Source organism: Chloroflexota bacterium, assembly GCA_026713825.1.
In the GTDB taxonomy this organism is placed as follows: Bacteria; Chloroflexota; Dehalococcoidia; order Lucifugimonadales; family UBA1127; genus UBA1127.
The window spans coordinates 48758-71636 of record JAPONS010000049.1 but is presented as its reverse complement, the minus strand read 5'-3'; the positions used below and the strand labels follow the sequence as shown (position 1 = coordinate 71636).

The window sequence follows — 22879 nt, the reverse complement described above, 5'->3', positions numbered from 1 at the left end:
GTGCTTTGCTAGCCAAAGATGCGCGGGATGCCCTCGCCTATACCGAAGGACAACGCAGCCGCCACGGAGCCGATGGCCAACACTTCCAGCCCGTGCATCCACGGGGACTTCTTGACCAGCCGCCCCTTGTAGACGCCGAGACCATAGAGCCCGACCAGCGTAACCGCGACAGACACAGGGATGGCCCTGGCAATCTCAAGGAAGAAATACGGCAGGATGGGAATGAACGCCGCAATCACAAAGGCCGTGCCCATCGTAACGGCGTCCTTCACGGGGTTGGAGGTAATCTCCGGGCTGATGCCCAACTCCTTTTCCAGCAGCGTCCGAAGCCACAGGTCCTTGTCCTCGGACACCTTGTCGGCAAGGCCACGAGCCTCACGCAGGCTCAGCCCCTCCCGCTGATATAACGACACCAACTCCGCCAGCTCCTCGGCTGGGTGCTCCTCAAGCTCCCGCGCCTCCTTCTCGATCTCCGCCCGCTGCAGGTCCTGCGCCGCACGGGAGCCGAGGAAGGCGCCCGTGGCCATGGAGATCATGCCTGCGAGCGCCCCCGCCAGCCCGGCAACCAGCACGAACGACGCGTTGTTCCCAGTGACGGCGGCCGCGACTGCGGTCACCAGCGCAAGCGTGCTGACGAGCCCGTCCTGCGCGCCAAACACAACCTCGCGGACGCGGGCGGACGCCGCGATGCGCCATCGCTCCGTGTCTACTTCCTCCGTGCTGGCCCACGACTGCCTGTCGATGAAGGGCTCAGCCGCCTTGGTTCGCGCCGCGGCGGCCGCTTGTTGGACCTGCGCAGGTGTTGGCTGCGACAAGGCCTGCTCTGACAGCTTTCGCTTCAATTGTTCCAGAGAGGCCTCAAACATGTTCAGGTGGTGCTGCTCGCGGTCCATAGCCATGCGGAAGGTGTCGGCCGCGTCGCGGCGCCCTTCATCGAGGGCTGCCTGGATCATCTGCGGATACACCCGCGCCGCTTCTTCAGCCTCGCCCGCGATGACGCTGCGCAGGTTCTCCACCGATGACTTGACGTCGCCCGCGACCCGCAGGTGGTTTATGCCGTGGATGTTCTCGGCCCCGGCAACCTCCTGGAAGATCTGCGCCACCTCGGGGTGGCCCTCAATCAACGCCTGCTGCGCGAAGGCCTGGTACTTCACATTGGCGACGGACTCCGTGACGATGGCGTTCCAGAGGTTTCTGTCCGTCCTTGTGAGTGAGCTTCCGGTTGTCATGTCTTTCCCCCTTGTGCCCTGACGCGGGCCGGGCCGAGGGCACTGTCGAGGTTTGTGGGTCACAAGCCTGCCGCAACCATTCTATCCCTCCGAGACCTCAATGAGCACGCGGCAGTGGTCGCTGGGCCCCCAGTCTTCAGGGTTGTTGAGGGCGCGGACGGTGACCCTCTCATGGAAGCCCCGTGACGCGAATACGTAGTCAAGCTGGTTCTGCGCGGTCGCAGGGGACTGTCTGTTGGTGTGGTAGGTAGGCACGTTTTTGGAGTCGGCAGGTTCACCATATCCCCGCGGCTCAGCCTGCCTGCCGTTCGGCGCCTGAGGACCCATGAACTCCAGTCCAATGGCGGTCATCCGGTCGAAAACCGTCCGATAGCGAGCTTCCCAATACTTGCTCCCTCCGTCGCCAAAGCCGTGAAAGATGTTGAGGTCTCCGGCAGCGATGATGCGGTGTCCCCGCTGCCTGCCGATAAGACCGGACAGGTCTGAAATGAGTCGATGGGCAGAGTTGTCGGCCATGATCCACTCACCGGCGCCCTTGAGGGGTCGTGTCCACTGGCTGTACATGGAGCACACAATGAAGGGTTCGCCCAATGGCGGCGTCACCCAAGCCGCCTCCAGGGTACCCGGGCGGGTAACAGCGAACTCGCCCCACTCGGCGTCGACGAGAGGCTTGGCCTCGATCCAATCGACCTTTACGCGGTTAGAAAGGCGAACGACGGCAGCACGCCACTTGACGGGTCGGTAACCTTCTGGACCGGGAGTGTGAAATGGGACATTGCTGTGCCAGACGCGATAGCGTACGCCCTCCGGGGGTGCCGCAGCCTCTTGCAGCAGCGCGACGTCGGCGTCCATAGCGAGCAACTGCGCCCAAGGTTCGGAGCGTTGAGCAACGTTCCAGCTGACAATCGTAGTCATGAGGTGCTCCGAAGGGGTTTCCCTCCCCTTTCGACGGGCTCAGGATGAACGGCTGTTCCCCTACTCCTCGTGCTGCGTCGTGACGCTGTCCTTGCGTGTGACGGTGATGTGCGCGAAGTCGTGCTCGCCGTCCGCGCCGTGCCAGTGCTTCTCGCCGCCGGGGGAGAAGATCACGTCGCCGGGCTCCAGCTCCACCTGCTCGCCCTCCGTCGCAAAGACGCCCTTGCCGTGGGTGACGATGAGCAGTTGGTCGCTCGTGTGCGTGTGGAACTTGTTCCGCACGCCATGCCCGAAGCCGACGACCGACGCGTTGAAGTCGGTGCTGTCCGGCGCGAGGGGCTGGCGGTAGACGTCTTCACTGGTGAAGAGCGCTGACGCCGCGGACTCCTTCGGGACCTCGCTGATCCTGGACTTCTTCATCATGTCCTCCTTACGTTCTGCCTGGCCCGGCCCATCGCCGAGTTCAGGGGCAAATTACCGCATCAGCCCGCCGCCGTCGCACACGATGCTCTGGCCGCTGATCATCGCGGCGTCGTCGCTCGCCATGAACGCAATGAGCGCCGCCAGGTGCTCCGGGTAGACGCGCTCCTTGATCGCCTGGTTCTGCATCGTGCGGTTGAACGCCTCCTCGTCCGAGTGTGCCATGGTGCCGGGCGTCGCGACCTGCCCCGGCATGACGGCGTTCACCGTGATGCCGTCCGCGCCGGCCTCCTTGCACAGCGTCCACGTCAGGCCCTGGATGGCGCCCTTGCTGGCCGTGTACGGAAACTGCCCCGGCGCGCCCGCAAAGGTGGTGCGCGACGCGACGTTGATGATGCGCCCGTTGCCGCTTTCCTTGATGTAGTTGTACGCGGCGCGAGTGGTGTGTACGTAGCCCATGTAGTTCACATGCATGAACCGCTCGACGTCCTCGGTCTTCCAGTCCATGAAGTGGACGCGTGGCGAGAGCAGCCCGGCGTTGTTGACGAGGATGTTGATGCCCCCAAAGCGCTCAGCGACTTCCTGCATGACCTGTGCAAGTTGCTCCTCGTTCGTGGTGTCGCAGACCCACGCCTGCGCATCGCCGCCCGCCGCGGCTATGGCCGCGATGGTGTCGCCGCAGTCCTTGATGTCGAGCGCTGCGACCTTGACGCCCTCCTCGCCGAGCCGAATCGCGGCGGCAGATCCCATGCCGCCGTGTGCGCCGGTCACGACGGCCACTCGTCCCTGAAGACCTCTCATACGTGTGGTTCCTCCCTGGTTTTGTCTAGGCGGTTCCTGCCGCCGCTCGCCTCGGCGGCTTGTAGGCTGTCCCTCGTTGCTCCGGCGTGCGCTGGGACACGTACTCCAGCATCGGCACGCCGTAGCCGCAGCTTGTGACGGTGCTGTCTACCTCGACGACGATAGCCTGCCGCTTCCGCATCCCCATAGTCTCGTCCCCGCTGTCCTCCGTAAGCATTGCGGCGAGGGGCGACTCTTCCAGAGGTGTGACTGTGGCCTTGCCGAAAAGCCTGACGACTGCGGCGTTTTCCTGCTCGAACGAGCACACCATCACCGTCATGGGGCCGCCGGCTGAGGCATGCCGCGCCGTCTCGTTGCCGCTGCCGCCGAAGTCCAGGTAGGCGACCTTGTTGGGGCCAAGCACGTGCAGCGGCACGCCGCCCTTGGGCGACAGGTTGACGGGCCCAACACCCTCCGGCCCCTCGCCGAGCGCCGGGTCCGCGCTCGCCACGAAGAAGAGGTGGGCATTCCGAATCAGGTCCGCCTGTTCGTCCGTGATCGCGCGGAAATACGTTGCCACAGGACGCCTCCTCGCAAGGTCAATCGTGGCCCATGATAGCAACGGGTATCAAGAGCGTCCACCGGTGCGGAATGCCGTCCGCCTACGCCCGCCTCGCCCGGCCCACGAGCGCGAGAAAGGCCAGCGTCATGCTCACCGCGCCCACCAGCACGATGGCCCCCAGCCCCTGCAGGATCATCGGCCAGTTCCAGTCGTCGGTGACCAGGGAGCGCAGGCCTTCGAGCAGGTATGTGACCGGGTTGTAGGTGGCGATGGCCTGGAGCCAGCCGGTCATGGCCTCCAGCGGCACAAAAATGGTGGTCAGGAACACGAACGGGAAGAATATCAGGAAGCTCACGTTGACCGCGGCGGGATTGCCTGTCTTCAGGGCGATGGCGTATGGGAAGCCGGTGAACGCCAGACCCCACGCGCCGGCCATGGCGATGAACAGAAGTATCCCCAGCATGCCGCTTTCAAAACGCACCCCCACGATGAATCCCAGGATAAGCACCGGGATAGTCAGCGCGACCACCAGCGCAATGTCGGCCACCATGAGCCCGAGCAACAATGAGAACCGGCTGACCGGCGTCAGTGCGAGCCGGTCGAAATAGCCGGTCTGGATGTCCGTGACCAGGGTGATGGCGCGGGAGATGCCGGTCACCGCAAAGATGATGGCTACCGGGAGCTGGAATGCCTTGTAATCCAGCCCGGGGATATCCTCGGCCAGGTCCTGCAGCGCGCCGATGTTTACGGCAAAGAAGAAGATAGGGATGACCAGCGCCGGGTAGATGGCCTCCGGGTCCCTTGGAATGGAACGGAGCGCACGGCCGGCCACGGACATCACGTCCCGGTGAAACCCCGCGTGCCGGGCGCGTACCTCCGTCGCGGCTAATTGGCTACTCGCCATCTGCTGACTCCTCCGTTCCAACCTCCTCGAATCGCTCGCCCGTGACACTGAGGAAAACGTCGTCGAGGGTTGGGGTATGCATGCGTATCTCGCGGATCTCGGCACCGTTCTGGTTCAGTGCGAGCGCGATGGCCCCGATCTGCGCCGCGCCGTTGGACACGCGGACGACGACCTCGTTGCCGTACACGTCCACCTGCTCAATGGCCGGCAGACTCCCGACCGCCAGCCGCGCCTCTTCCGCGTCGCCATCCACCGTCGCAATGATCACGTCGGACCCGAGCGACCGCTTCAGATCGGGCGGCGTGCCCTCGGCCGCGAGCACGCCCTGGTTGATGATCCCGACGCGGTCGGCCAGCATGTCGGCCTCTTCAAGATACTGTGTCGTGAGGAAGATGGTGACGCCCAGCGCTTTGTTGACACGTTGGATCTCCTCCCATACGCGGCGGCGGCTGATCGGGTCAAGGCCGGTCGTCGGCTCATCGAGGAACAGGACCTCCGGGTTGTGGATCATGGCCGCGGCCAGGTCAAGCCGCCGCTTCATGCCGCCCGAGTAGGTGCCGATGCTGCGCGAGAGCGCGTCGCCGATGTCCACCAGCGACGCCAGGTCGTCGACGCGCTGCCGCACTTCCCTGCCGGTGAGCCCATACAGGAACCCCTGCAATCGGAGAAACTCGACGCCGGTCTGCTTCGGGTCCAGGGCCGTATCCTGTAGCGCGGCGCCAATGCGCAGCCGTATCTCCTTGGCGTCCGATACGAGCTCATGGCCGACCACCCACGCCTGCCCCGCGGTCGGGAGCAGCAGCGTGATCAGCATGCGCACGAGGGTGGTCTTGCCGGCGCCGTTCGGCCCCAGGAAGCCGTAGACCTCGCCCCTAGGGATGGCGAGGTCTACCGCGTTGACCGCCTTTACGTCGCCAAAAGACCGGGAGATTGTGGACGCATAGATAGCCCAGTCGTTCAATTCGGTGCTTCCAATCCAGAAGTTAACCTTGACTCATCCAGTGTACGAAGTGAGGGTCGACAGGCGCAATACCAAATATGGAATTACAGGATTCCGCGTGGGAATGAGATGACTGCTCGCGCGCTACCGGCAAGCGAGCAAGTCCCGAACGTAGGGCCGTTCAAGCCGGCTTTCGTAGAAGTTCACGTGAAGGCTGTTTGCCAGATAGAACGGACGCAACAGTTGGCAACGTATAGACAACTTGAATGTGTGCCGGTCCTGAAACAGGGGGGCGCGCCCTTGCGGTGCGCGCCCCCCTGCTGCCGCGTATGATCGTGGCTAGGACGTGGTGTTCTCAATGCCCGGGTGGACGACGAAGGCCTTGCGCAATTCCTCCGTCGCCTCGATCCAGTCGGCGGCGCGTGGGAGGATAACCCCGCCCGACCGCACGCGGTAGAGCTCCGGGTTGTCGACAGCGGGCGCAGACACGCCCTCCTGCAGCGAGCGGGCCGCGTTGATGAGCCGCTGCCGTGTCTTGATGATCATGCCGTCGCTGGTGCCGAGCCGCTCCCGGGAGCGGTCGACCACGGGGTCCATGCTCTCCGTGATCGCCTGGTCCTGTATGTGGATGCCAACGATGCCCGTGAAGCTCTTGCTCTTCTGCGCGTCCCGGTCAATGAAGTAGTCATTTTCCTTGTTGGCTTCAAAGCGGTGCCGCTCCAGCCATCCAGTGCCGTCGGGGCGCTTCCCGCGCGCGCCGCCCAGCCCCACAATCGGCTGTCCGTCGACGGTCTTGCGCGCCATGGAACTGTTGGTGTTGCGTACTGACATGCTCATGAACATGGTGTGGTTGTCATCCACGGGCACCCAGCACCGCACGCCAATCTTCTGCCCCAGGCGCCCCTCTGGTGGAATCGTGTAGAAGGGCATCATGAACTGGGCGACACGCCAGTAGTAGGAGTCCTCCTCCGCGGGGCGGTACGCGCCGTACATGGTGCCGTAATCCGTCTCGACAACCTTGTAATGGGGCGCCTTGTCCTTCTGGTTGTAGTAGTCGAACGTACCTGGCTGCACGTCCTCCGCCGAGACCTTGCCAAGGTGCAGGAAGCTCAGGTGGGCCGTGTCTATGTCGCCCTCCATCGCCTGCACCCAGTTGCACTCCCGCAGCCCGGCCGAGTTGGAGTCTACGCTCTCTTCCATCATGTTCGGCTCGATGTCCGGCAGCGGCGGCGGGACCGCGCGAGGACCCATGTACGCCCAGATCATGCCGTTGCGCTCAACCATCCTGTAGGCCTTGATCTTCACCTTGTCCTTGAAGTTGCTCTCTGCCGGCTCCGAGGGCATGTCGACGCAGTCGCCGTTCACATCGAACTTCCAGCCGTGGTACACGCAGCGAAGCCCGCACTCCTCGTTGCGTCCGAAGAACAGGCTTGCCCGGCGGTGCGGACAGTAGTTGTCGATGAGGCCCAGCTTGCCGTCGGTGTCGCGGAATGCGACGAGGTCCTCGCCGAGCAGCCGTACGCGCACGGGAGGGCAGTCCGGGTCCGGCAGCTCCGTCGAGAGCATCGCGGGTATCCAGTATTCACGCAGCAGTTCGCCCATCGGGGTTCCTGGGCCTACGCGAGTGAGAGTCTCGTTGTCGTGCTGTGAGAGCATCCGCTCCTCCTTGGAGTCGTATTGTTTGTAGTCTATGGAGCGTCAGAAGCGCAGTCAAGGACGCGGCTTGCCCGCCAGAGGCGCCCGTGCTAGCCTCCCGCCATCCGATGATGGAGGAGTGCCATGACCATGTACACGTACGACCACATGCACCTGCGCAGCCGGGACCCCATGGCGACGGCGCGCTATTTCGAGACGATGTTCGGCGCCGAGGTGCTCGAGTCCGTTCAGTCCGACGGCCAGCCCCGTGTGGACCTGGACCTCAACGGCCTGACCATCTTCATCGCCCGGGCCGGCGATAACGTGCCTGAGGGCCCCAGCGAGCCCTACACCGGCCTCGATCACTTCGGCCTGCGCGTGGACGACATATTCACCGCCGCTGAGGAACTGAAGGCCAAGGGCGCGGAGTTCTCGACAGAGCCGTTCCAGCTACGGCCCGGAGTAAAGATCGCCTTCGTGAAGGCGCCGGGCAACGTGCGCATCGAGCTGCTGGAGCGGGACTAGCGCAATAGAAAACGACAGCCGTTCGCCCTGAGTCTGCGGAGGGGCGCTTCCGAGGCATTCGCCTTACTCGTACCGCAGCGCTTCTGCGGGTGCGACTGCCGCCGCCTGTCTCGCCGGCAACACGGTGGTCAACAGCGTGAAGAAGTAGGCAGTCAGCGCGATGAGCGCTATATTCACCCACGGTATGACGAACTCAAGCGAAGGCTCCTCTGACCGAATCTCGTTGACCAAATTCACTGAGGCCAAGAGCCCGAGCCCTACGCCAAGCCCTATGCCCAGCAGGGCAACGAAAGAGGACTCAATCAGGAAGCTCAGTTGCACCATGCCCCTGGAGAAACCGATGGCCCGAAGGACGCCAATCGCCTGGCGGCGCTCAACGACGGTGCGGGCGCTGATGAAGCCCAGAGCCACGATGCCCACTACCAGGCCCAGAAGCATGAAGCCCACCATCATGTTGAACAGGGCCTTGCGCACCGCCTGCAACTCGGCAATCAACGCCTGAAGGTCAATCGACTCAATCCCATTCTCAAAGAAGGCCGCTTCAATGGTCTGTGCAGCCTCCGCTGTATCGCCTTTCACATTGAAGAAATACTGGCTGGCGTCCGGCATATCCACGAAGGACTGAGTGGACGTGAGAAATCCGCTGGGCAGCGGACCGTCAGAAGACGCAAAGTTGTCCAGGACCGCTATTACCGTGAGCTCCAGAATCTCTCCGGTGTCCTCATCCTGAATGACGATGGGGATGGGGTCCATGACCTCGTTCTCAAGAAAGAGGCCCTCTACCTCGTGCAGCGTGAACTGCTCCTCAACAAGTTGAAACGCGACCTGATTGCGGGCCGGCACCAGGAGGGCGTTGACGACGGCCGTCCCCGGGTTGTCTCGCAGGGCTTGCCATACCGCCGCAGAGTCAACTTCGCCGTCCGCCGTATACTCTGCCGTAGTCAGGGCGATGTCGAAGCCGTTGCTTGCGATGAAATCGTCGTCGAGACCGGTGATGAACGTATGCTCAGTCTCGCCGTCGACGCTGGACGCCAGCCGGGCCTCGGCGCCGCTGGCCGAGCGTATGGTGCCCACGGAGGGCTCTCCATTTGCGTACTCGATGACGTCCCGCGCCGTGCTGGCGTCTACCGCCGCCCCCAGGTCTTCAATCAGGTTCAGGTGGGAGCGGACCACTGCGGTAACCTCGTAGCCGCCGGCGAGTCGGTCCTGGTCCCCGTACAGATTGTCCATCACAGCCACCAGGGTAGCCATTGCCGTAACGGAGAAGATGACGATGGCAAACATAGCGAGCGACATGCCGGTCCTGTAGCCATACCGCATCGGATAGGACACGGCGGACTTGATGATAGGAGAGAGCCTGCGGATGCGGCCAAAGGTGCCGGTCATCAAAACCAGCACGAAGGTCGAGTTGTTGACGGTCGCCAAAACTGCGCCGGTGACAATGAACACTCCGGTGACAAAGAAGCCGGAAATGTCCTCATTCCATTCTTCACTGATGAAACTGAACAGTTCGTGTGGGATCAACCAGTAAACAACCAGGATCAGACCGGTGGCCGTGTAGGTCCATCGCGCGGACGCGCCCCGCGAACGGACCGCCATGGCAATGCCTATGATGAAGAAGGATATCCCAAGACCCAGATTGACAATCTGCAGGTCCTGCAGCGCTCCCACCGCAATCAGCACACCCAAGACGGCGATGATGACGCCCTGAATGAGGAGCCGGTTCCGTGAACCGGACACCTCCGGCTCCGGCAGGTCCCGGATGGCGCGGACGATGTTGAGCCTGCTGATTCCCCGCGATGCCGCCACGACCGTCGTAAAGGTGAGCACGCTGCCCGCCAGGAATGCAATCACAAGCCCCAGCGGTTCGAAATGGAAGTTGTAGAAGTAGCCCCCACCAGTCTCAGTCCCGCCAAAAATGGCATCGACGACCAGCACAAGCAAGTACCCGAGTCCGACGCCGATGACCGCGCCAACCATTGCGGACCCGATGCCGTAAATGGATCCCTCGAAAGTGAACATGCGTATCAGGTGCCCGCGCTGCATCCCCACCGCGCGGGCCATTCCCATTTCGCTCTTACGCTCCGCCGCAAGCATGGAGAAGATCAGGAATATCAGCAACAGTCCAACGCCGATGGAAAAGAGCCCGAATGTGGTGAAGAGTGAGACAAACAGGCCGCCAACCTCATTGGCCCTGTCCACAACTTCTTGCTTCAGAGTCACCAGATGGAGACCTTGGCCCGCCAGGTCGTCACGCTGCTCATAGCGTTCGACAATCGTGGAAGTAAGCTCGACGCCGGAGTTGACGTCGCCGTCGTTGGAGATGAGGACAGCGTTCACCTCTCCCGGTCGTCCCAGTAAGGACTGCGCCGCGGCGAGCGGCATCACCAGGGTAACGTCAGTGCCGTTGGGCCGCGCGAAGTATTCATCAATGACGCCCACGACGGATACAGGGACGTACTGCCCCGGCCCGAGCACCACTTGTACGGTGTCTCCCGCCCCGGCTTGCAGCGATTCCGCGGCCTGCCGGGTGAGATAGACCTCGTCGGCGCCCAGCCCATTCAGGTTGACGGGGGCTCCTGCAGTGTCGTGGAGTTGCTCGAAGTCATTCGCCAAATCGGGATCAATCCCGGACAACTCCACCCTTGATTCGAACTGGCGCGTTGCCGGGTTAGTGACGGCGACGCTCACGGACAGCGCCGGCAGCACGCCGTCGACGTCCTGGTCCGCCTGCAGGTCCGCCAGCAGTCCCTCAACGCTCGCCTCGCCGAAGCCATCGGGAAGCGTGCGGCCCTTCCACAACTCCGACTCCGGGTCCACCGTTATCAATTCGTCGACGTTGCGGAGCGATTCCGTTGCTGCGTTCTTGATGCTGTAGGACACGGAATCGCCAATGGTAAACGCGATTGAGATGATGGCCGTCGCAAGCATCAGGCCCATAATGATGAGCAGGCTCTGGCCAGGCCTGCGGAGCACATTGCGAAAGGCCATGCGGACAAGGATGGGACTTCGCACTCGAATATAGACAAGGAAGAGGACCGCGATGGTAAAGAGAACAGCCAACGCGGCCGCAATGCTCGTGACCGGCGCGCCAAACAGCTCGTCCATGGCGGACTACGCGCTCCCGCCCAGTCCGTCGTCCACGACAAGGCCGTCGCGCATCCGGATTGTGCGGTGAGACTGCTCCGCCACGGAGTCCGAGTGCGTGATGATGACGAACGTGTTGTTCAGCTCACGGTTCAGCCGGATGAGCAGGTCCATCACCTCTTGCGCGTTCTCGCTGTCCAGGTTGCCCGTCGGCTCGTCCGCCCACACGATCTCCGGCTGGTTCACCAGCGCGCGGGCGATGGTCACACGCTGTTGCTGCCCGCCGGACATCTCCGCCGGATAGTGGCCCGAACGCTGCGCCAGGCCTACAAGGTCGAGTGCGGTCCGCGCCTTTTCCCGCGACTCCTTCTCCGGAAAGCCCGATATCAACAAGGGCATCTCCACGTTTTCAAGGGCAGTGAGCACGGGAAGAAGGTTGAAGGACTGGAAGATGTAGCCCATCTTGGTCGCGCGAAAGCGGGTTTTCTCTGTGTCGTTCATCTTGGCAAGGTCGGACCCGCCGATGGAGATTATGCCGGAATCGATGTCGTCCAGACCTGAGAGGCAGTTGAGGAGGGTAGTCTTGCCGCCGCCGCTTGGACCCATGATGGCGACCATCTCGCCCCGCTGAATGCTCAGGCTGACGCCCTTCAGCACATGCACCTGCACCTCACCGGTCCCATAGGTCTTGTGCACGTCCCTGGCGGCAACAACTGGAATCGCATCCGATGCCATACCACATCCCCCGTACCACAGTGAGTCGCCCGGATTGAAGGGCTGAAAGTGGTGCCCCCAGCGGGATTCGAACCCGCGATCTCCACCTTGAAAGGGTGGCGTCCTCGGCCGCTAGACCATGGGGGCATTCTAATACGTTGGGGCTGGTCCTGTAAGGGAGACTTGCAGCCAACGTCACTCATTCAATTGTCGGCTTGGTTACGGGTACAGGGCAAGGGTTTCCAGGCCCATGGCCTCCGGCAGCCCGAACATGAGGTTCATGTTCTGCACGGCCTGGCCCGCGGCGCCCTTCACGAGGTTGTCGATCGCGCTGACTACCGTGAGCCGGTCCGTGCGCGGGTCGATGGCCGGGTAGACGAGGCAGTCGTTGTTGCCGAGGGGGTGCTTGGTGTGCGGCGGCTGGTCGACGACCTTCACGAACGGCTCGTCGCGGTAGAAGTCGCGGTAGACCTCGAAGAGAGCTGCGGCCGCCTCCCCGCCATTGGGCAGCGCGCCGGGATTCAGGTCGGCGTAGCAGCTGCTCAGGATGCCCCGCGTCATGGGTATCAGGTGCGGGAGGAAGGTGACGCGCGGCTCCGTGCCGTTGTCGGGGCGCAGCTCCTGGGTGATCTCCGGCAGATGGCGGTGGCCATCCATCGAGTAGGCCCGCACGCTCTCGTTGACCTCCGAGTAGTGGGTGCTCAGGGCGAGGCCCCGCCCCGCGCCGGACACGCCCGACTTGCCGTCGACGACGACGTTGGGCTCGATGATGCCTGCCTTGACGGCGGGCGCCAGCGCGAGGATTGCGCCGGTGGGGTAGCATCCCGGGTTCGCCACGAGTCCCGCCGCCGCTACCTCCTGCCGGTGGAGCTCCGTGAGGCCGTAGACCGCCTCCTCAATCAGCTCGGGGAACGGGTGCTGCACGTTGTACCACGACTCGTACTCCGGCAGGCTCTTCAGGCGAAAGTCCGCGCTGATGTCGACGACCTTGATCCCCTGCTTGTAGAAGGGCCCGCACGCCTCGGCGCTGGCCTTGTGCGGCAGCGCGGAAAAGACGATGTCAACGCTCTCCTCAATCTCTTCCATAATGGGGAGGTCGGTTGCCGCCAGGTGCGGGAACACCTCTGCCAGTCGCTGGCCCGCAGCGCTGCGCCCCGTCACGGCGACCATCTCGGCCTCCGGGTGGTGCGCAAGAATGCGTGCGAGCTCACTGCCCGCATAGCCGGTGACGTTCAGAATGCCAACCTTCATGGGTCCTCCCAGGCAGCTCGCCGGACAAAGCAATCAGCGTTGTTTCGTGCATTACGAGTATATTGCGTAAGGCGTGGCGCCCGCAACGAAAATCGTCTATCCGTTTCGCTCCAGGAGCATGCGGTACACCTGCAGCAGCGCCATGACGACGGCTCGACGCTTGACGAGCGGCCGGTCCGGCGGGAAGCGCATGACCGTGCTCTCGACCGCGCCGTCCATGGCGACTCCCGCATACACGGTGCCCGCCGGTATACCGTCCTGCGGGCCCGGCCCGGCGACGCCCGTGATGCCAATGCCCACGTCGGCGTCGAGCGCCTCCCTCACAGCCTTGGCCATGGCCCCGGCAACTTCGGCGCTCACTACCCCGTGCTCCTCTATGAGCGCGGGGTCGACGCCCGCAATTGACTTGACCTCGGTTGCGTAGGTGACAAGGCTGCCCTTGAAGTAGCCCGACGCCCCGGGAACGTCAGTGACGGTGCTCGCCAGCAGGCCGCCCGTGCACGATTCCATAGCTGCCAGCGTTAGTCCGCGGTCGCTCAGCAGCGCGCCGACGCGCTCCTCCGGCGTCTCGCCGTCGACGCCCCAGATGGCGAAGTCCAGCGCTTGGCGTATCTCCGCCTCCATCGGCTCGATGAGCTCAAGCGCCTCCTCCTGGTTCGCGGCCCGCGCGATAATGCGCAGATGAATGCCATCCTGCCGCGCATAGATGCCGAGGTACGGGTTATCACGCCCGAATAGCGAGCCGACGTACTCCCCGACGGCCGCCTCGCCCAGCCCGATGGTCTTGAAAGTGCGGGACATAATGACAGTGCCCTGCGCTCGCTCCTTGAGCCTCGGCGCGGCCTGATGCTCCCACATCAGCACCATCTCTCCGGGTACGCCCGGCATCGCGATGATGATCTTGCCGCCCTTCTCCGCCCACCAGCCCGGCGCCGTGCCTCGGGGATTGGGCAGCACGGTGACGGAGGGGATGACGCCTGCCTGCTTCTTGTTGGTTTCAGGCATCTCCTGTCCGCGGTTGCGGAAGTTCCGCTCCATGGCAGTGATGAGGTCAGGGTCGAAGGTGATGGTCTCGCCAAACGTCTCGGCAATGGCCTCTCGGGTGAGGTCGTCCTTCGTGGGGCCAAGTCCGCCCGTGCAGATGATCAGGTCTGAGCGCTCCATGCACCTGTGGAACATCTCCACCATCTCGCCCATCTCGTCGCCCATGATGGTGACGGTGTGCAGGTCGATGCCAAGGGCGGGCAGGCGGGCGGCGATGTGGGCGGAGTTGGTGTCAAGGGTCTCCCCCATGAGGAGCTCGGTGCCAAAGGCGAGTATCTCAGCGCGCATGCGGGAATCCCCCTCAAGTGCAGGTAATGGACACGGTGAGTATAGGGGAGCGTCTTGAGCTAGCCAAGGGAGCGGGCAGGGACGCTACTGGGCCGCGGGTGTGGCCTCAGCCGCAGTCTCCTCGGGGATTGGCGGCTCGTCCACAAGGCGCTCCATAGTCTCGAACCAGGGGGCGTCCAGGACGAGAAGGAATGGCTGTCCCTGCGCGCGGGCATAGTACCTGTCACCCTCTGGAGTCGGGTCGCCTATCTCCAGGATGCTCTCCCAGTTGGAGGATTCAATGCCCTGGGGAGGCAGGTATTCGATGACGATGACTGCCCTCGGCTCCAGCAGGCCGTACTTTGCCAGGTCGTTGATGTGTTCCGCCTCAATGCCGAGGAAGTCGGGGCCGTCCAGCAGCGGCAGGATTTCGGCCCAGCGGTTCTCGTCAATGGCCGTGCGCTCCGGATTGGCGAAGCGCCAGCCCGTCGATTCGGTCACGAAATCAGAGGTGACTTCGCCCTTTGTCACGCCGAGATAGAGCACGCGCGCCGGGTCCAGCCGGTAATACCATTGCGGGTAGGGAGGCTCAAAGGCCAGCCGGCGCAGCACCTCTCCCCAAACGGACTCAATGACGTAAAGATTGTCGTCATCGCGCTGGTAGGCATAGTAACCGGTCCCGTCGGGTGTCTGCTTGCCCAGGTACAGCTGCAATGAGCGGCCGTTGGTCAGGCCGAGGTCGAGCACCGTCGACGGCGGGTCGAGGCCGTACGTCTTGTAGTCTTCAATCTCCTCCGCCAGCACGCGGCGCGCCCGCGGGCCGCTGAGCACCAGCGTGACGCCGCCCCAGCGGGCAAGTTCCACGGGGGGTTGCTTCTCGCCGTCGAAGAACCAGCCCTCGCCGTCGCGATAGGAGAAGGCGCCTGCGGTGTCCTCCGTCGTGATGCCAATGAACTCGATGTCGTCTTCCTCAATCTTGTAGAACCAGAAGTTATCTGAGGGTTCCGGCGCTTCCTCTGTTTCGCCCAGGACAAAGAACCACAGCCCGGCAACAATCACCAGGATGGCCACCAATACAGCCGTTGCGGTAGTGTTCATGCTCGGCGGGGCTCCGTCATGTCGTCTTGGTCTCCCGCATCACCGCCGGCGCCACCAGACCGCAATGCTGGCAAGGCCAACGGCGGCGGGCAGCAGGAACCAGCTGGAGAAGCGGATGAAGTCGAACTCCTGGCTGGTCACAACCAGCTCACGGAAGGCGAAGGGCTTTGGCCGGATGGAGATGAGGTTGTAGTCCTCCGCCACGTAATTGACCGCGTTCAGGAAGAAGTCGAGGTTGGTGGAGTACGGCGAATAGCGGTTCGCCGCAAAGTCCGAGTCGCCGAAGATCGCGATGGTCGTCGGCTTCCGCGTGCCCTCCGCGGAGATGCACTCGCGGCTGCGGCCCGCCACCGCGATCACCGTGTCGATCTCCTCGCCGACGATGCCGCACGCGTGTACGACCATTCCAACGTCGAACGGGCCGATGGTGTCGCCTCTCTCCGGGTTGAAGTCCTCGCTCTCCGGGTCGGAGGTCTTCCAGCTCAGCAGCGTCGACCGCGCCAGCGGAACGTACTCCACCCATGGCGGCACCTTCTCCGGCTCGACGCTGATTTCGATGGGCGTGGAGAGCGGCATGAGCACCGTATCCAGATCGCGGGTGATGCTGGTCTGCCGGTTGAACTGGCCGCTCTGGAGCAGCGGGGTCCGCAGCGCCTGATGCAGGGAGCTGCCCGGGTCCACAATCGTGTCGCCGCCGAGCGCGATTCCCCACGGCTCCAGCAGCGTGCGTACGCTGTTCGGCACCGGCGGGTCTACGAGGAATATCGCACGTCCGCCGTTCCTGAGCCACGCGTCAAAGGAGTCAAACTCCTGGATGGACATGTTTCGCGATGGTCCCGGGAATACCAGCACCGCCGCATCCTCGGGAATCGTACCCACCTGAGCCAGGTTCAGCGTGTCCACCGAGTAGCTGTCTGCGAGTACACCCCTACCCGCGAAGGCGAAGCCCTGGGGGTCCTCCGGGTCCTGGTTGATGGCGTCCTTCTCGCCGTGGCCCGTCACGAAGTAGACCCGCTTCTGTTGCTCGCCTGTGACGATGAGCAGCATGCTGGTGAGGTCCTGTTCGGACAGCGGCGGGACTGACAGCACAACGGCCTGGCCGGAATCCTGTGCCTGGAAGACGATGGAGGGGAACTGGGAAAGGCCGTACACCTCTGCACGTCCCGGATCGCCCTCTGGGTCGACAAACTCATACGTGAACGTCCGGTTGGACCGCCGCTGAAACTCGAACATCAAGTCGTCGGCCAGCTGACGATTGGCTTCATCGGTTGGCCTGTCAGGGATGAAGAATGCGGTCGCATGGACATTTTCTGTCAGGTCGTCCAGCACCTGTGTCGTCTGCTGGGCCAGCGAGAACTGCTTGGACGCGGTCAGGTCGGCTCGGGCAACATTGTGGTAGCTGATGAAATTGAAGAAAACCACGATGCCGGTGAAGGCCACGACCATGAGGATGGCATTGATAGCAAACCGGCCCCGCTGCCCTGCGAGCGCTTCCCGGATGTTCACCGAGGAGAAGACCGCGGCAATCAGAAGGACGACGGCGCCGGCAATCATCATGTAGGTGCCGGTTGTCCTGAGGTCGTCTGCCCAGAGCCAGAGAGCAAAGCCGCCCAGCAGCGCCACCCCGCCGACGATGGCGAGCAAGAGCGCCGCCGCGGAAAGGATGCCCTTGATCCGTTCCCAAAGGCTCACGCGTTGGAGATCCTGTTCCGCCATCTTATCTCCACCGCCTTGACTCAATGTTTCGGATGGTAAGGAAGAGGAAGAAGGCCATCACGCTCAGGTAATAGACCACGTTGTTGGTGTCGAGGATGCCCCGGGAGAAGTCGTCGAAGTGCCCGCTGAGGGAGACCCCCTCGAGCACCTGCGCGGCAACGCCCGAGGTGATGTCCGCAGCCTGGTTCGTGAGCACCATGAGCAACAGCGTTCCGAAGCTCACGATGGCCGCCACCACCTGGTTGCTCGTAAGCGACGACGCCAGCAGCCCGATGGACAGGCTTGCGCCGCCAAACAAGATGATGCCGAGGTAGCCGGTGAGAATCGGCCCCAGGTCCGGGTCGCCGTAGAGCACGAGCAACAGCGTGTAGAACAGGGTCAGGACCAGCGTCGCGAGGAGAATGGCCATCACCGCCGCGAACTTGCCCAGCACGATCTCGTAGTCGCGGATGGGAGAGGTCATCAGCAGTTCCAGCGTGCCCAGCTTCTGCTCCTCCGCCAATAGCCTCATCGTGATGGCGGGCGCCCACAGCACAAAGACGGTCGTGCTGGGGTCCAGCCAGCCGCGGATGCTCGCCTCCGGGAAAGCCACGCTGATGCTGGAGACGAAGAGGTAGCCGGTGATGGCCAGGAACACGCCGCCGATGATGTAAGCCATCGGTGACGTGAAGTAGGTCTTGGTCTCCTTCCAGAAAATGGCGAACGTGTTGCGCCATGTGGACAACATGTACGCCATAATGCCGCCGGTAGAAACGTTTGGCATTGAAAGTGTCGGTCGGTTCAACGGGCCGCGCCCTCCTCATCGTCGGCGGTGGTAAGCTCCAGAAAGATCTCCTCCAGGCTCATCGGGACAATGCTGAGCTGCAGCAGCCCCCAGCCGTGCATCACCACCATCTCCGCTATCTTCTCCCTCAGGTCGTTGCCGGAAGGCGACTCGATCGTGTAGCGCGGGCCCGTGGCGGTGTCGATGTACCGGGCGCTCGTGACGCCCTCCAGGGCGCGAAGCTCGCGAATGACGTCCGCGCTGGGGCCGCGAATCTCCGCCTGCACCTGCTCGGTTCCCCGCAGACGGACTGCAAGGTTGTCCGGCGTGTCCTCGGCCACAAGTATGCCCTCATTGATGATGAGCACCCGTTCGCAGACTGCGCTCACCTCCGGCAGGATGTGCGTGCTCAGCAGCAGCGTCTGCTCCCTGCCGAGCTCCTTGATGAGCTCACGGGTCTCCACCACCTGGATCGGGTCGATTCCGACGGTGGGCTCGTCCAGGATGAGCACCTCCGGCTCGTGCAGGATGGCCTGGGCCAGACCCGTGCGCTGCCTGTAGCCCTTCGAGAGTTTGTGAATGAGCGACTTGCGGTAGTCGCCCAGCTTCACGCGCTCAATCGCAATGTCGATTCGCTTGTTCAGGTAGTCGCCGCGCATCCCGCGGATGGTGCCGAGGAAGGACAGGTAGTCCTCGACGGTCATGTCGGTGTAGAGCGGCACCGTCTCCGGCAGGTAGCCGATGTGCCGCCGCGCCTCCAGCGATCCCGTCATCGTGTCGTGTCCTGCAATGCTCGCCGCCCCGGTGGAAGGCGGCAGGTAGCCGGTGAGAATGCGCATGGTCGTCGTCTTGCCGGACCCGTTGGGCCCAAGGAAGCCGACAACCTCGCCCTTCTCGACGTGGAAGGAAATGTTGTCCACGGCGAGGTTGTCCCCGTAATATTTCGTGAGGTCCTTGACCTCAATCATCGTGTCCGGCATGACCTTCCCTGCATTCAATCTGTAGCGCCGGAGCGTGTCCTTGGCTCAGCGCACAACTCTTGAGTATACCGATTCATCGCGTCGCTAGCTAGGGCTGCAATGCGGCGCCTCACTCTGAAATCTCTATGGGAAAGCGCAGAGCGTCCACCTGTTCCCACCGCAGCTGCGCTATCTCCGTGCCAACAGGCAATTCAAAGACCATCCACCCGCTTATATTGAAGTCCTGCGGCAGTTCCGACGGGCCCCAGAGGAACGGCAGGTGAGGGCTCAGCGCCGCCGGTGGCGCGTCGAGTTTCACGCGGCGCTCGTAGGGGTCGACGGGGAAGCTCCGCTCACCGTCGGTGCCGTCCAGCCGTCCGGAATCCTCGTCGATGTTGAGCGAGAGCAGACCCGAGCGGGTGTTCCAGATGGTCACCCGCGTCACCATCAAGTCGTGCCCTTCCATCGCGGGCCCGACACTGTAGAACTCTGAGTCAACATCCTGGTAAATGAGGCCGTCGACCACCTGGAGTTCGGAGACGTTCATCGTCAGGCCTCGTCCAGCCAGAGTGATGCTCGTCAAAGAGTCGTCGCCGCAGGCTGTAGTCAGCGCTGCGGCCAGAGCCGTCAGCAACGCTATGTGTCGAATGAACCTCACGTGCACACGTCCATACAAGTAGACTCTCTTGAAGGAAATTAACGTTGCCCCGCGCGATTGGGTTCCCTCTGGGATTTCACACCCGTCCCGCGCTGAACGATGGCATATCGCGGAGGCGCTTCACCAGCGGAGGCAGCGTCTCCAAAAAATAGTGTACATCATCCTCGGTCGTCCCTCTGCCCACGGTCACCCGGAGGCTGCCCCGCGCGATGTCCGCCGGCCGGCCGATGGCAGTAAGCACATGCGACGGCTCCAGCGACGCGGTGGAACATGCGCTTCCGCTGGAGGCATAGATCCCCTTCAGGTCGAGGCCCAGCAACACCGGCTCCGCCTCCAGCCCCGGAAAGCAGACGTTGACGTTGTTGGGCAGCCGCCGCGTCGCGTGGCCGTTCAGAATGGAGCCGGGAACGCGTTCGAGGATGCCCGCCGCCAGCCGGTCACGCAGGGCGGCGCTGTGCGCGCACGCGGCCTCCCGCTCCTGCTCGGCCAATCGAAGCGCCTCCGCCATGCCGGCGATGGCCGGCACATTCTCCGTCCCCGACCGGCGCTCCCGCTCCTGCCCGCCTCCCATCAACAGCGGCGAAAATGGCGTGCCACGTCGGACAAACAGCACCCCGGCCCCCTTTGGCCCGTGAAACTTGTGCGCCGACAGGCTGAGCAAATCGACGCCAAGCCGCTTCACTGACAGATCCAGGTATCCGGCGGCCTGCACCGCGTCCGTGTGCACGAGGATCGTGCGGCCTTGCTCCTTCGCCCGCTCCTTAACCAGCCGCGCTATCTCGGCCACCGGTTGCACAGTGCCTATCTCGTTGTTGGCGTACATGACGCTGACAAGCGCCGTCTGGTCCGTCACCGCGTCTAGCACATCGACTGGGTTAACGAGGCCCTCGCTGTCGACGGGGACGTAAGTTACATCAAATCCAAGGCTTTCAAGCTGGTGGCACGTATGAAGCACCGCGTGATGCTCGATGACCGTTGTGACGATGTGGTTGCCGGTGGGACGCAGCGCCATTGCGCCGCCCTTGATGGCGGCGTTGTCGGACTCCGTGCCGCCGCTCGTGAAGACGACCTCGTTGGCGCGGCACTCCAGCGCCTTGGCGATGGTGTCCCGCGCGTCCTCCAGCGCCATCCGGGCGCGCTGCCCCACGGCGTGAATGCTGGACGGGTTGCCGTAGGCCTCCTGCAGGTACGGCAACATCGCCTCCAGCGCCTCCGCCCGCAGGGGAGTCGTGGCTGCGTGGTCCAGATAGATTTCCCGCTCGCCGGTCTCCACCGAGTCGACTCCTGTGTGGTGTTGCGGCTCTTGCAAAAGCCGCCGAAAGAATAAATTATTGTAGCACGGGCGCCTTGCCCCTACAGCTTGAGCGCACGCCGAAGGCGCATGTAGCCGTAGAGGTCGCCCCGTGTGACAACGCCCACCAGCCGCCCATTTTCGACCACCAGCACTCCCGGCGGACGGTCTTCCTCCTCCAGCAACTCAATCGCCTCTGACGCCGGCTGTGACGATTCCAGGGCGGAGAATGAGGAGAGGGGAGTCATCACCTGTATCGTGCTGGCAATCCCCCACACGTCGCGAGGGAGACGGCGAAGCTCCCCCAGGTGCAGCACACCCGCGGGCACGCCGTCGACGCCGACGAGTGCCGCGGAGCGCCCGGTGCGCATGAGGTGCAGGCTGACGGCCTCCGCTATCGTCGCCTCCGCCGGCACGAGGTCCGGCGCGACGACTTCGCCGAGGGTGACGCTCGCCAGCCGTCTGCGGTCGCGGGCCGCGGACCTCGCGCTGGTGGCGGCTATGAAGATGAACACGCTTACCATGACGGGCCAGAGATTGAGGAAGGAGTTCGTCTGGAGAAAGATGAAGACGCTGCCCACCGCCAGCGCCACCGCGAAGGCTTGGCCGGATATGACGGCCACGTTGGTCGCGAGCCAGTAGTTGCCGGTCAGCCCCCAAATGCCGGCCCGCAGGACGCGGCCGCCATCGAGGGGGAAGCCGGGCAGCAGGTTGAACACCCCCAGCGCGAGGTTTGTCCATCCCAACAGGAACGCGACCACAGTAACGGCTTCGCGAAGGCGTCCAGTCAGGAACACGGGCGCGACGAAGAATGCGACGGCCAGCAACGCAGCCGCCAGTCCAAGGCTCATCAGCGGTCCCACGACCGCGACCATAAACTCGATCCAGGGCCGCCGCGCCTCGCGGGAGATGTGTGAAACGCCACCCAGCAGGAACAGCGTGATGCCTCGCACGGGCAGGCTGTGTCGCGTCGCCATGAGGCTGTGCGCCAGTTCATGGACGAGGATTGAGCCGAAGAAGAGGAGGCCTGTCGCGCCGGCCATGCCCGCGATTGCCACTGGGCCCCACCGCGGCAGATGAAAGGACAATTGGTCGAAGACCAGAAAGCTGACGAGGATGAAGATGGCAAACCAGGTGTAGCTCACGCCCACGGGAATGCCAAAGATCCTGCCAAGTGAGAAAGTGCTGTGCATGCGCCACTCCCAGACCGCCCGAAACTTCCGTACGGTCTAGTTTAGCGTAGCATACCCCATGAGCTTGTAGGCGAGTTTGGCCGCCGTATACGCGCAACTCACGGGGCCTTCCGGCGGCGCCAGCTCCATCAGGTCGAAGCCCACGATACGCCGTCGGCTCGCCACGGTGCGCAGCAGCGTGAGGGTCTCGGCCCACAGCATGCCGCCCGGCTCCGGCGTGCCAACCGCTGACATGATTGACGGGTCCAGCGCGTCCAGGTCGATGCTGATGTAGACCGTGCCGGTCAGGTGCGTCAGCGCCGCCTCAGCCAGCTCCTCAACGGAGCAGTCCTGCGGCCACGTGTACATTGGCTGCCCGTCCTCCTGAATGGCCTCCCGCTCCTCGGAGCTGAGGCTGCGCACCCCGACGATTGCCAGCGGGCACGACTCAGTGATGCGGCGGCCCACAGTGGCGTGGCTGTACGCCGAGCCTTGATAGCTGTCGCGGAAGTCGGCGTGGGCGTCCAGCATGAGCACGGAGAGGTCCGGGTGCTGCTCCTTGAGCGCGCGGACGGCGCCGGCTGTAATCGAGTGCTCGCCGCCCAGGGTCACCATTACGGCGCCGGGCCGGTATGCGCGTCCGACGGCGTCATGCACACGCTCTACCGTCGCCTCCGGTCCAGCGGGATGCGGCTGCACCTCCGGGAGCGTGTGAATTCCGAGCGCGCAGGTCTCTCGTCCCAGCTCGATGTCGTAGTCCTCCATCTGCCGGGAGGCGTCGATGATGGCGCTGGGGCCCTGGCGGGCGCCGGTGCGGTACGACACAGTGCCGTCATACGGCACAGGCAGAACCAGGAAGCGTGAAGAGCCGTAGCCGGACTGCTCTGGCGGCAGGGCAAGGAAGTTCCAGGGGAGGCTGGCGTCGTCGTGGGACGGACCCGTCGGCATC

The 22879-nt window shown here is 63.7% G+C and carries 21 protein-coding genes and 1 tRNA gene; 1 reads left to right on the top strand and 21 read right to left on the bottom strand.

What is annotated here, in order from left to right; all coding sequences use genetic code 11:
* Positions 1-8 precede the first annotated feature (8 nt).
* The 8 genes from OXC99_06225 to OXC99_06190 form a co-directional block, all read right to left on the bottom strand.
* Complete coding sequence (locus OXC99_06225) at positions 9-1229, bottom strand: VIT1/CCC1 transporter family protein (protein MCY4624576.1); 1221 nt, start codon at positions 1227-1229, stop codon at positions 9-11.
* Between the two features lie 81 nt (positions 1230-1310).
* Positions 1311-2144, bottom strand: coding sequence for an endonuclease/exonuclease/phosphatase family protein (locus OXC99_06220; protein MCY4624575.1), 834 nt, complete (start codon positions 2142-2144; stop codon positions 1311-1313).
* A 60-nt stretch (positions 2145-2204) separates the two neighbouring features.
* Positions 2205-2564: a cupin domain-containing protein gene (locus tag OXC99_06215; GenBank protein MCY4624574.1), complete on the bottom strand. Its 360-nt coding sequence runs from the start codon at positions 2562-2564 to the stop codon at positions 2205-2207.
* A 54-nt stretch (positions 2565-2618) separates the two neighbouring features.
* Positions 2619-3365 (bottom strand): SDR family NAD(P)-dependent oxidoreductase, encoded by a 747-nt coding sequence (locus tag OXC99_06210; GenBank protein ID MCY4624573.1) that lies wholly within the window; start codon positions 3363-3365, stop codon positions 2619-2621.
* 25 nt (positions 3366-3390) lie between these two features.
* Positions 3391-3924 (bottom strand): pyridoxamine 5'-phosphate oxidase family protein, encoded by a 534-nt coding sequence (locus tag OXC99_06205; protein MCY4624572.1) that lies wholly within the window; start codon positions 3922-3924, stop codon positions 3391-3393.
* A gap of 82 nt (positions 3925-4006) precedes the next feature.
* Positions 4007-4810, bottom strand: coding sequence for an ABC transporter permease (locus tag OXC99_06200; protein ID MCY4624571.1), 804 nt, complete (start codon positions 4808-4810; stop codon positions 4007-4009).
* Entirely contained in the window at positions 4800-5771 is a 972-nt protein-coding gene (locus OXC99_06195; GenBank protein MCY4624570.1) for an ATP-binding cassette domain-containing protein, read from the bottom strand. Before OXC99_06195 ends, OXC99_06200 begins: the two co-directional genes overlap by 11 nt.
* 318 nt (positions 5772-6089) lie before the next feature.
* A complete protein-coding gene (locus OXC99_06190) occupies positions 6090-7406 on the bottom strand; it encodes a Rieske 2Fe-2S domain-containing protein (protein MCY4624569.1) in 1317 nt (438 codons plus the stop codon).
* Positions 7407-7529: 123 nt separating this feature from the next.
* Between OXC99_06190 and OXC99_06185 the strand changes: the two genes are divergently transcribed.
* Positions 7530-7910 carry a VOC family protein gene (locus tag OXC99_06185; GenBank protein MCY4624568.1) on the top strand — a complete coding sequence of 127 codons (381 nt, stop codon included), beginning with the start codon at positions 7530-7532 and terminating at the stop codon, positions 7908-7910.
* 63 nt (positions 7911-7973) lie between these two features.
* Here OXC99_06185 and OXC99_06180 read toward each other — a convergent pair whose 3' ends face one another.
* The 13 genes from OXC99_06180 to speB all read right to left on the bottom strand — a co-directional run bounded on the left by OXC99_06180 (position 7974) and on the right by speB (position 22878).
* Positions 7974-11018 (bottom strand): FtsX-like permease family protein, encoded by a 3045-nt coding sequence (locus OXC99_06180; GenBank protein ID MCY4624567.1) that lies wholly within the window; start codon positions 11016-11018, stop codon positions 7974-7976.
* A 6-nt stretch (positions 11019-11024) separates the two neighbouring features.
* Complete coding sequence (locus OXC99_06175) at positions 11025-11732, bottom strand: ABC transporter ATP-binding protein (protein MCY4624566.1); 708 nt, start codon at positions 11730-11732, stop codon at positions 11025-11027.
* Between the two features lie 49 nt (positions 11733-11781).
* Positions 11782-11858 (bottom strand) — tRNA-Glu (locus OXC99_06170).
* 72 nt (positions 11859-11930) lie between these two features.
* On the bottom strand, positions 11931-12962 hold the full coding sequence (gene argC, locus OXC99_06165; GenBank protein MCY4624565.1) for an N-acetyl-gamma-glutamyl-phosphate reductase: 1032 nt from the start codon (positions 12960-12962) through the stop codon (positions 11931-11933).
* A 96-nt stretch (positions 12963-13058) separates the two neighbouring features.
* A complete protein-coding gene (locus OXC99_06160) occupies positions 13059-14294 on the bottom strand; it encodes a competence/damage-inducible protein A (GenBank protein ID MCY4624564.1) in 1236 nt (411 codons plus the stop codon).
* Positions 14295-14378: 84 nt separating this feature from the next.
* Positions 14379-15371, bottom strand: coding sequence for a DUF4340 domain-containing protein (locus OXC99_06155; protein ID MCY4624563.1), 993 nt, complete (start codon positions 15369-15371; stop codon positions 14379-14381).
* 39 nt (positions 15372-15410) lie between these two features.
* The gene (locus OXC99_06150; protein MCY4624562.1) at positions 15411-17087 is read right to left on the bottom strand and encodes a GldG family protein; all 1677 of its coding nucleotides are present in this window, start codon (positions 17085-17087) and stop codon (positions 15411-15413) included.
* Position 17088: 1 nt separating this feature from the next.
* The gene (locus OXC99_06145; protein MCY4624561.1) at positions 17089-17850 is read right to left on the bottom strand and encodes an ABC transporter permease subunit; all 762 of its coding nucleotides are present in this window, start codon (positions 17848-17850) and stop codon (positions 17089-17091) included.
* 17 nt (positions 17851-17867) lie between these two features.
* Entirely contained in the window at positions 17868-18830 is a 963-nt protein-coding gene (locus OXC99_06140) for an ATP-binding cassette domain-containing protein (GenBank protein ID MCY4624560.1), read from the bottom strand.
* 109 nt (positions 18831-18939) lie between these two features.
* The gene (locus tag OXC99_06135) at positions 18940-19467 is read right to left on the bottom strand and encodes a hypothetical protein (GenBank protein MCY4624559.1); all 528 of its coding nucleotides are present in this window, start codon (positions 19465-19467) and stop codon (positions 18940-18942) included.
* A 76-nt stretch (positions 19468-19543) separates the two neighbouring features.
* Complete coding sequence (locus tag OXC99_06130; GenBank protein MCY4624558.1) at positions 19544-20740, bottom strand: cysteine desulfurase family protein; 1197 nt, start codon at positions 20738-20740, stop codon at positions 19544-19546.
* Positions 20741-20820: 80 nt separating this feature from the next.
* Positions 20821-21951 (bottom strand): site-2 protease family protein, encoded by a 1131-nt coding sequence (locus tag OXC99_06125; GenBank protein MCY4624557.1) that lies wholly within the window; start codon positions 21949-21951, stop codon positions 20821-20823.
* Positions 21952-21987: 36 nt separating this feature from the next.
* Positions 21988-22878, bottom strand: coding sequence for an agmatinase (speB, locus tag OXC99_06120; protein MCY4624556.1), 891 nt, complete (start codon positions 22876-22878; stop codon positions 21988-21990).
* Between the last annotated feature and the right edge of the window lies 1 nt (position 22879).

Coding starts and splice junctions, on each gene's coding strand:
- OXC99_06225 (MCY4624576.1), bottom strand. CDS start 1,229: ATGACAACCGGAAGCTCACTCACAAGGACGGACAGAAACCTCTGGAAC.
- OXC99_06220 (MCY4624575.1), bottom strand. CDS start 2,144: ATGACTACGATTGTCAGCTGGAACGTTGCTCAACGCTCCGAACCTTGG.
- OXC99_06215 (MCY4624574.1), bottom strand. CDS start 2,564: ATGAAGAAGTCCAGGATCAGCGAGGTCCCGAAGGAGTCCGCGGCGTCA.
- OXC99_06210 (MCY4624573.1), bottom strand. CDS start 3,365: ATGAGAGGTCTTCAGGGACGAGTGGCCGTCGTGACCGGCGCACACGGC.
- OXC99_06200 (MCY4624571.1), bottom strand. CDS start 4,810: ATGGCGAGTAGCCAATTAGCCGCGACGGAGGTACGCGCCCGGCACGCG.
- OXC99_06190 (MCY4624569.1), bottom strand. CDS start 7,406: ATGCTCTCACAGCACGACAACGAGACTCTCACTCGCGTAGGCCCAGGA.
- OXC99_06185 (MCY4624568.1), top strand. CDS start 7,530: ATGACCATGTACACGTACGACCACATGCACCTGCGCAGCCGGGACCCC.
- OXC99_06180 (MCY4624567.1), bottom strand. CDS start 11,018: ATGGACGAGCTGTTTGGCGCGCCGGTCACGAGCATTGCGGCCGCGTTG.
- OXC99_06175 (MCY4624566.1), bottom strand. CDS start 11,732: ATGGCATCGGATGCGATTCCAGTTGTTGCCGCCAGGGACGTGCACAAG.
- argC (MCY4624565.1), bottom strand. CDS start 12,962: ATGAAGGTTGGCATTCTGAACGTCACCGGCTATGCGGGCAGTGAGCTC.
- OXC99_06160 (MCY4624564.1), bottom strand. CDS start 14,294: ATGCGCGCTGAGATACTCGCCTTTGGCACCGAGCTCCTCATGGGGGAG.
- OXC99_06155 (MCY4624563.1), bottom strand. CDS start 15,371: ATGAACACTACCGCAACGGCTGTATTGGTGGCCATCCTGGTGATTGTT.
- OXC99_06150 (MCY4624562.1), bottom strand. CDS start 17,087: ATGGCGGAACAGGATCTCCAACGCGTGAGCCTTTGGGAACGGATCAAG.
- OXC99_06145 (MCY4624561.1), bottom strand. CDS start 17,850: ATGCCAAACGTTTCTACCGGCGGCATTATGGCGTACATGTTGTCCACA.
- OXC99_06140 (MCY4624560.1), bottom strand. CDS start 18,830: ATGCCGGACACGATGATTGAGGTCAAGGACCTCACGAAATATTACGGG.
- OXC99_06125 (MCY4624557.1), bottom strand. CDS start 21,951: ATGCACAGCACTTTCTCACTTGGCAGGATCTTTGGCATTCCCGTGGGC.
- speB (MCY4624556.1), bottom strand. CDS start 22,878: ATGCCGACGGGTCCGTCCCACGACGACGCCAGCCTCCCCTGGAACTTC.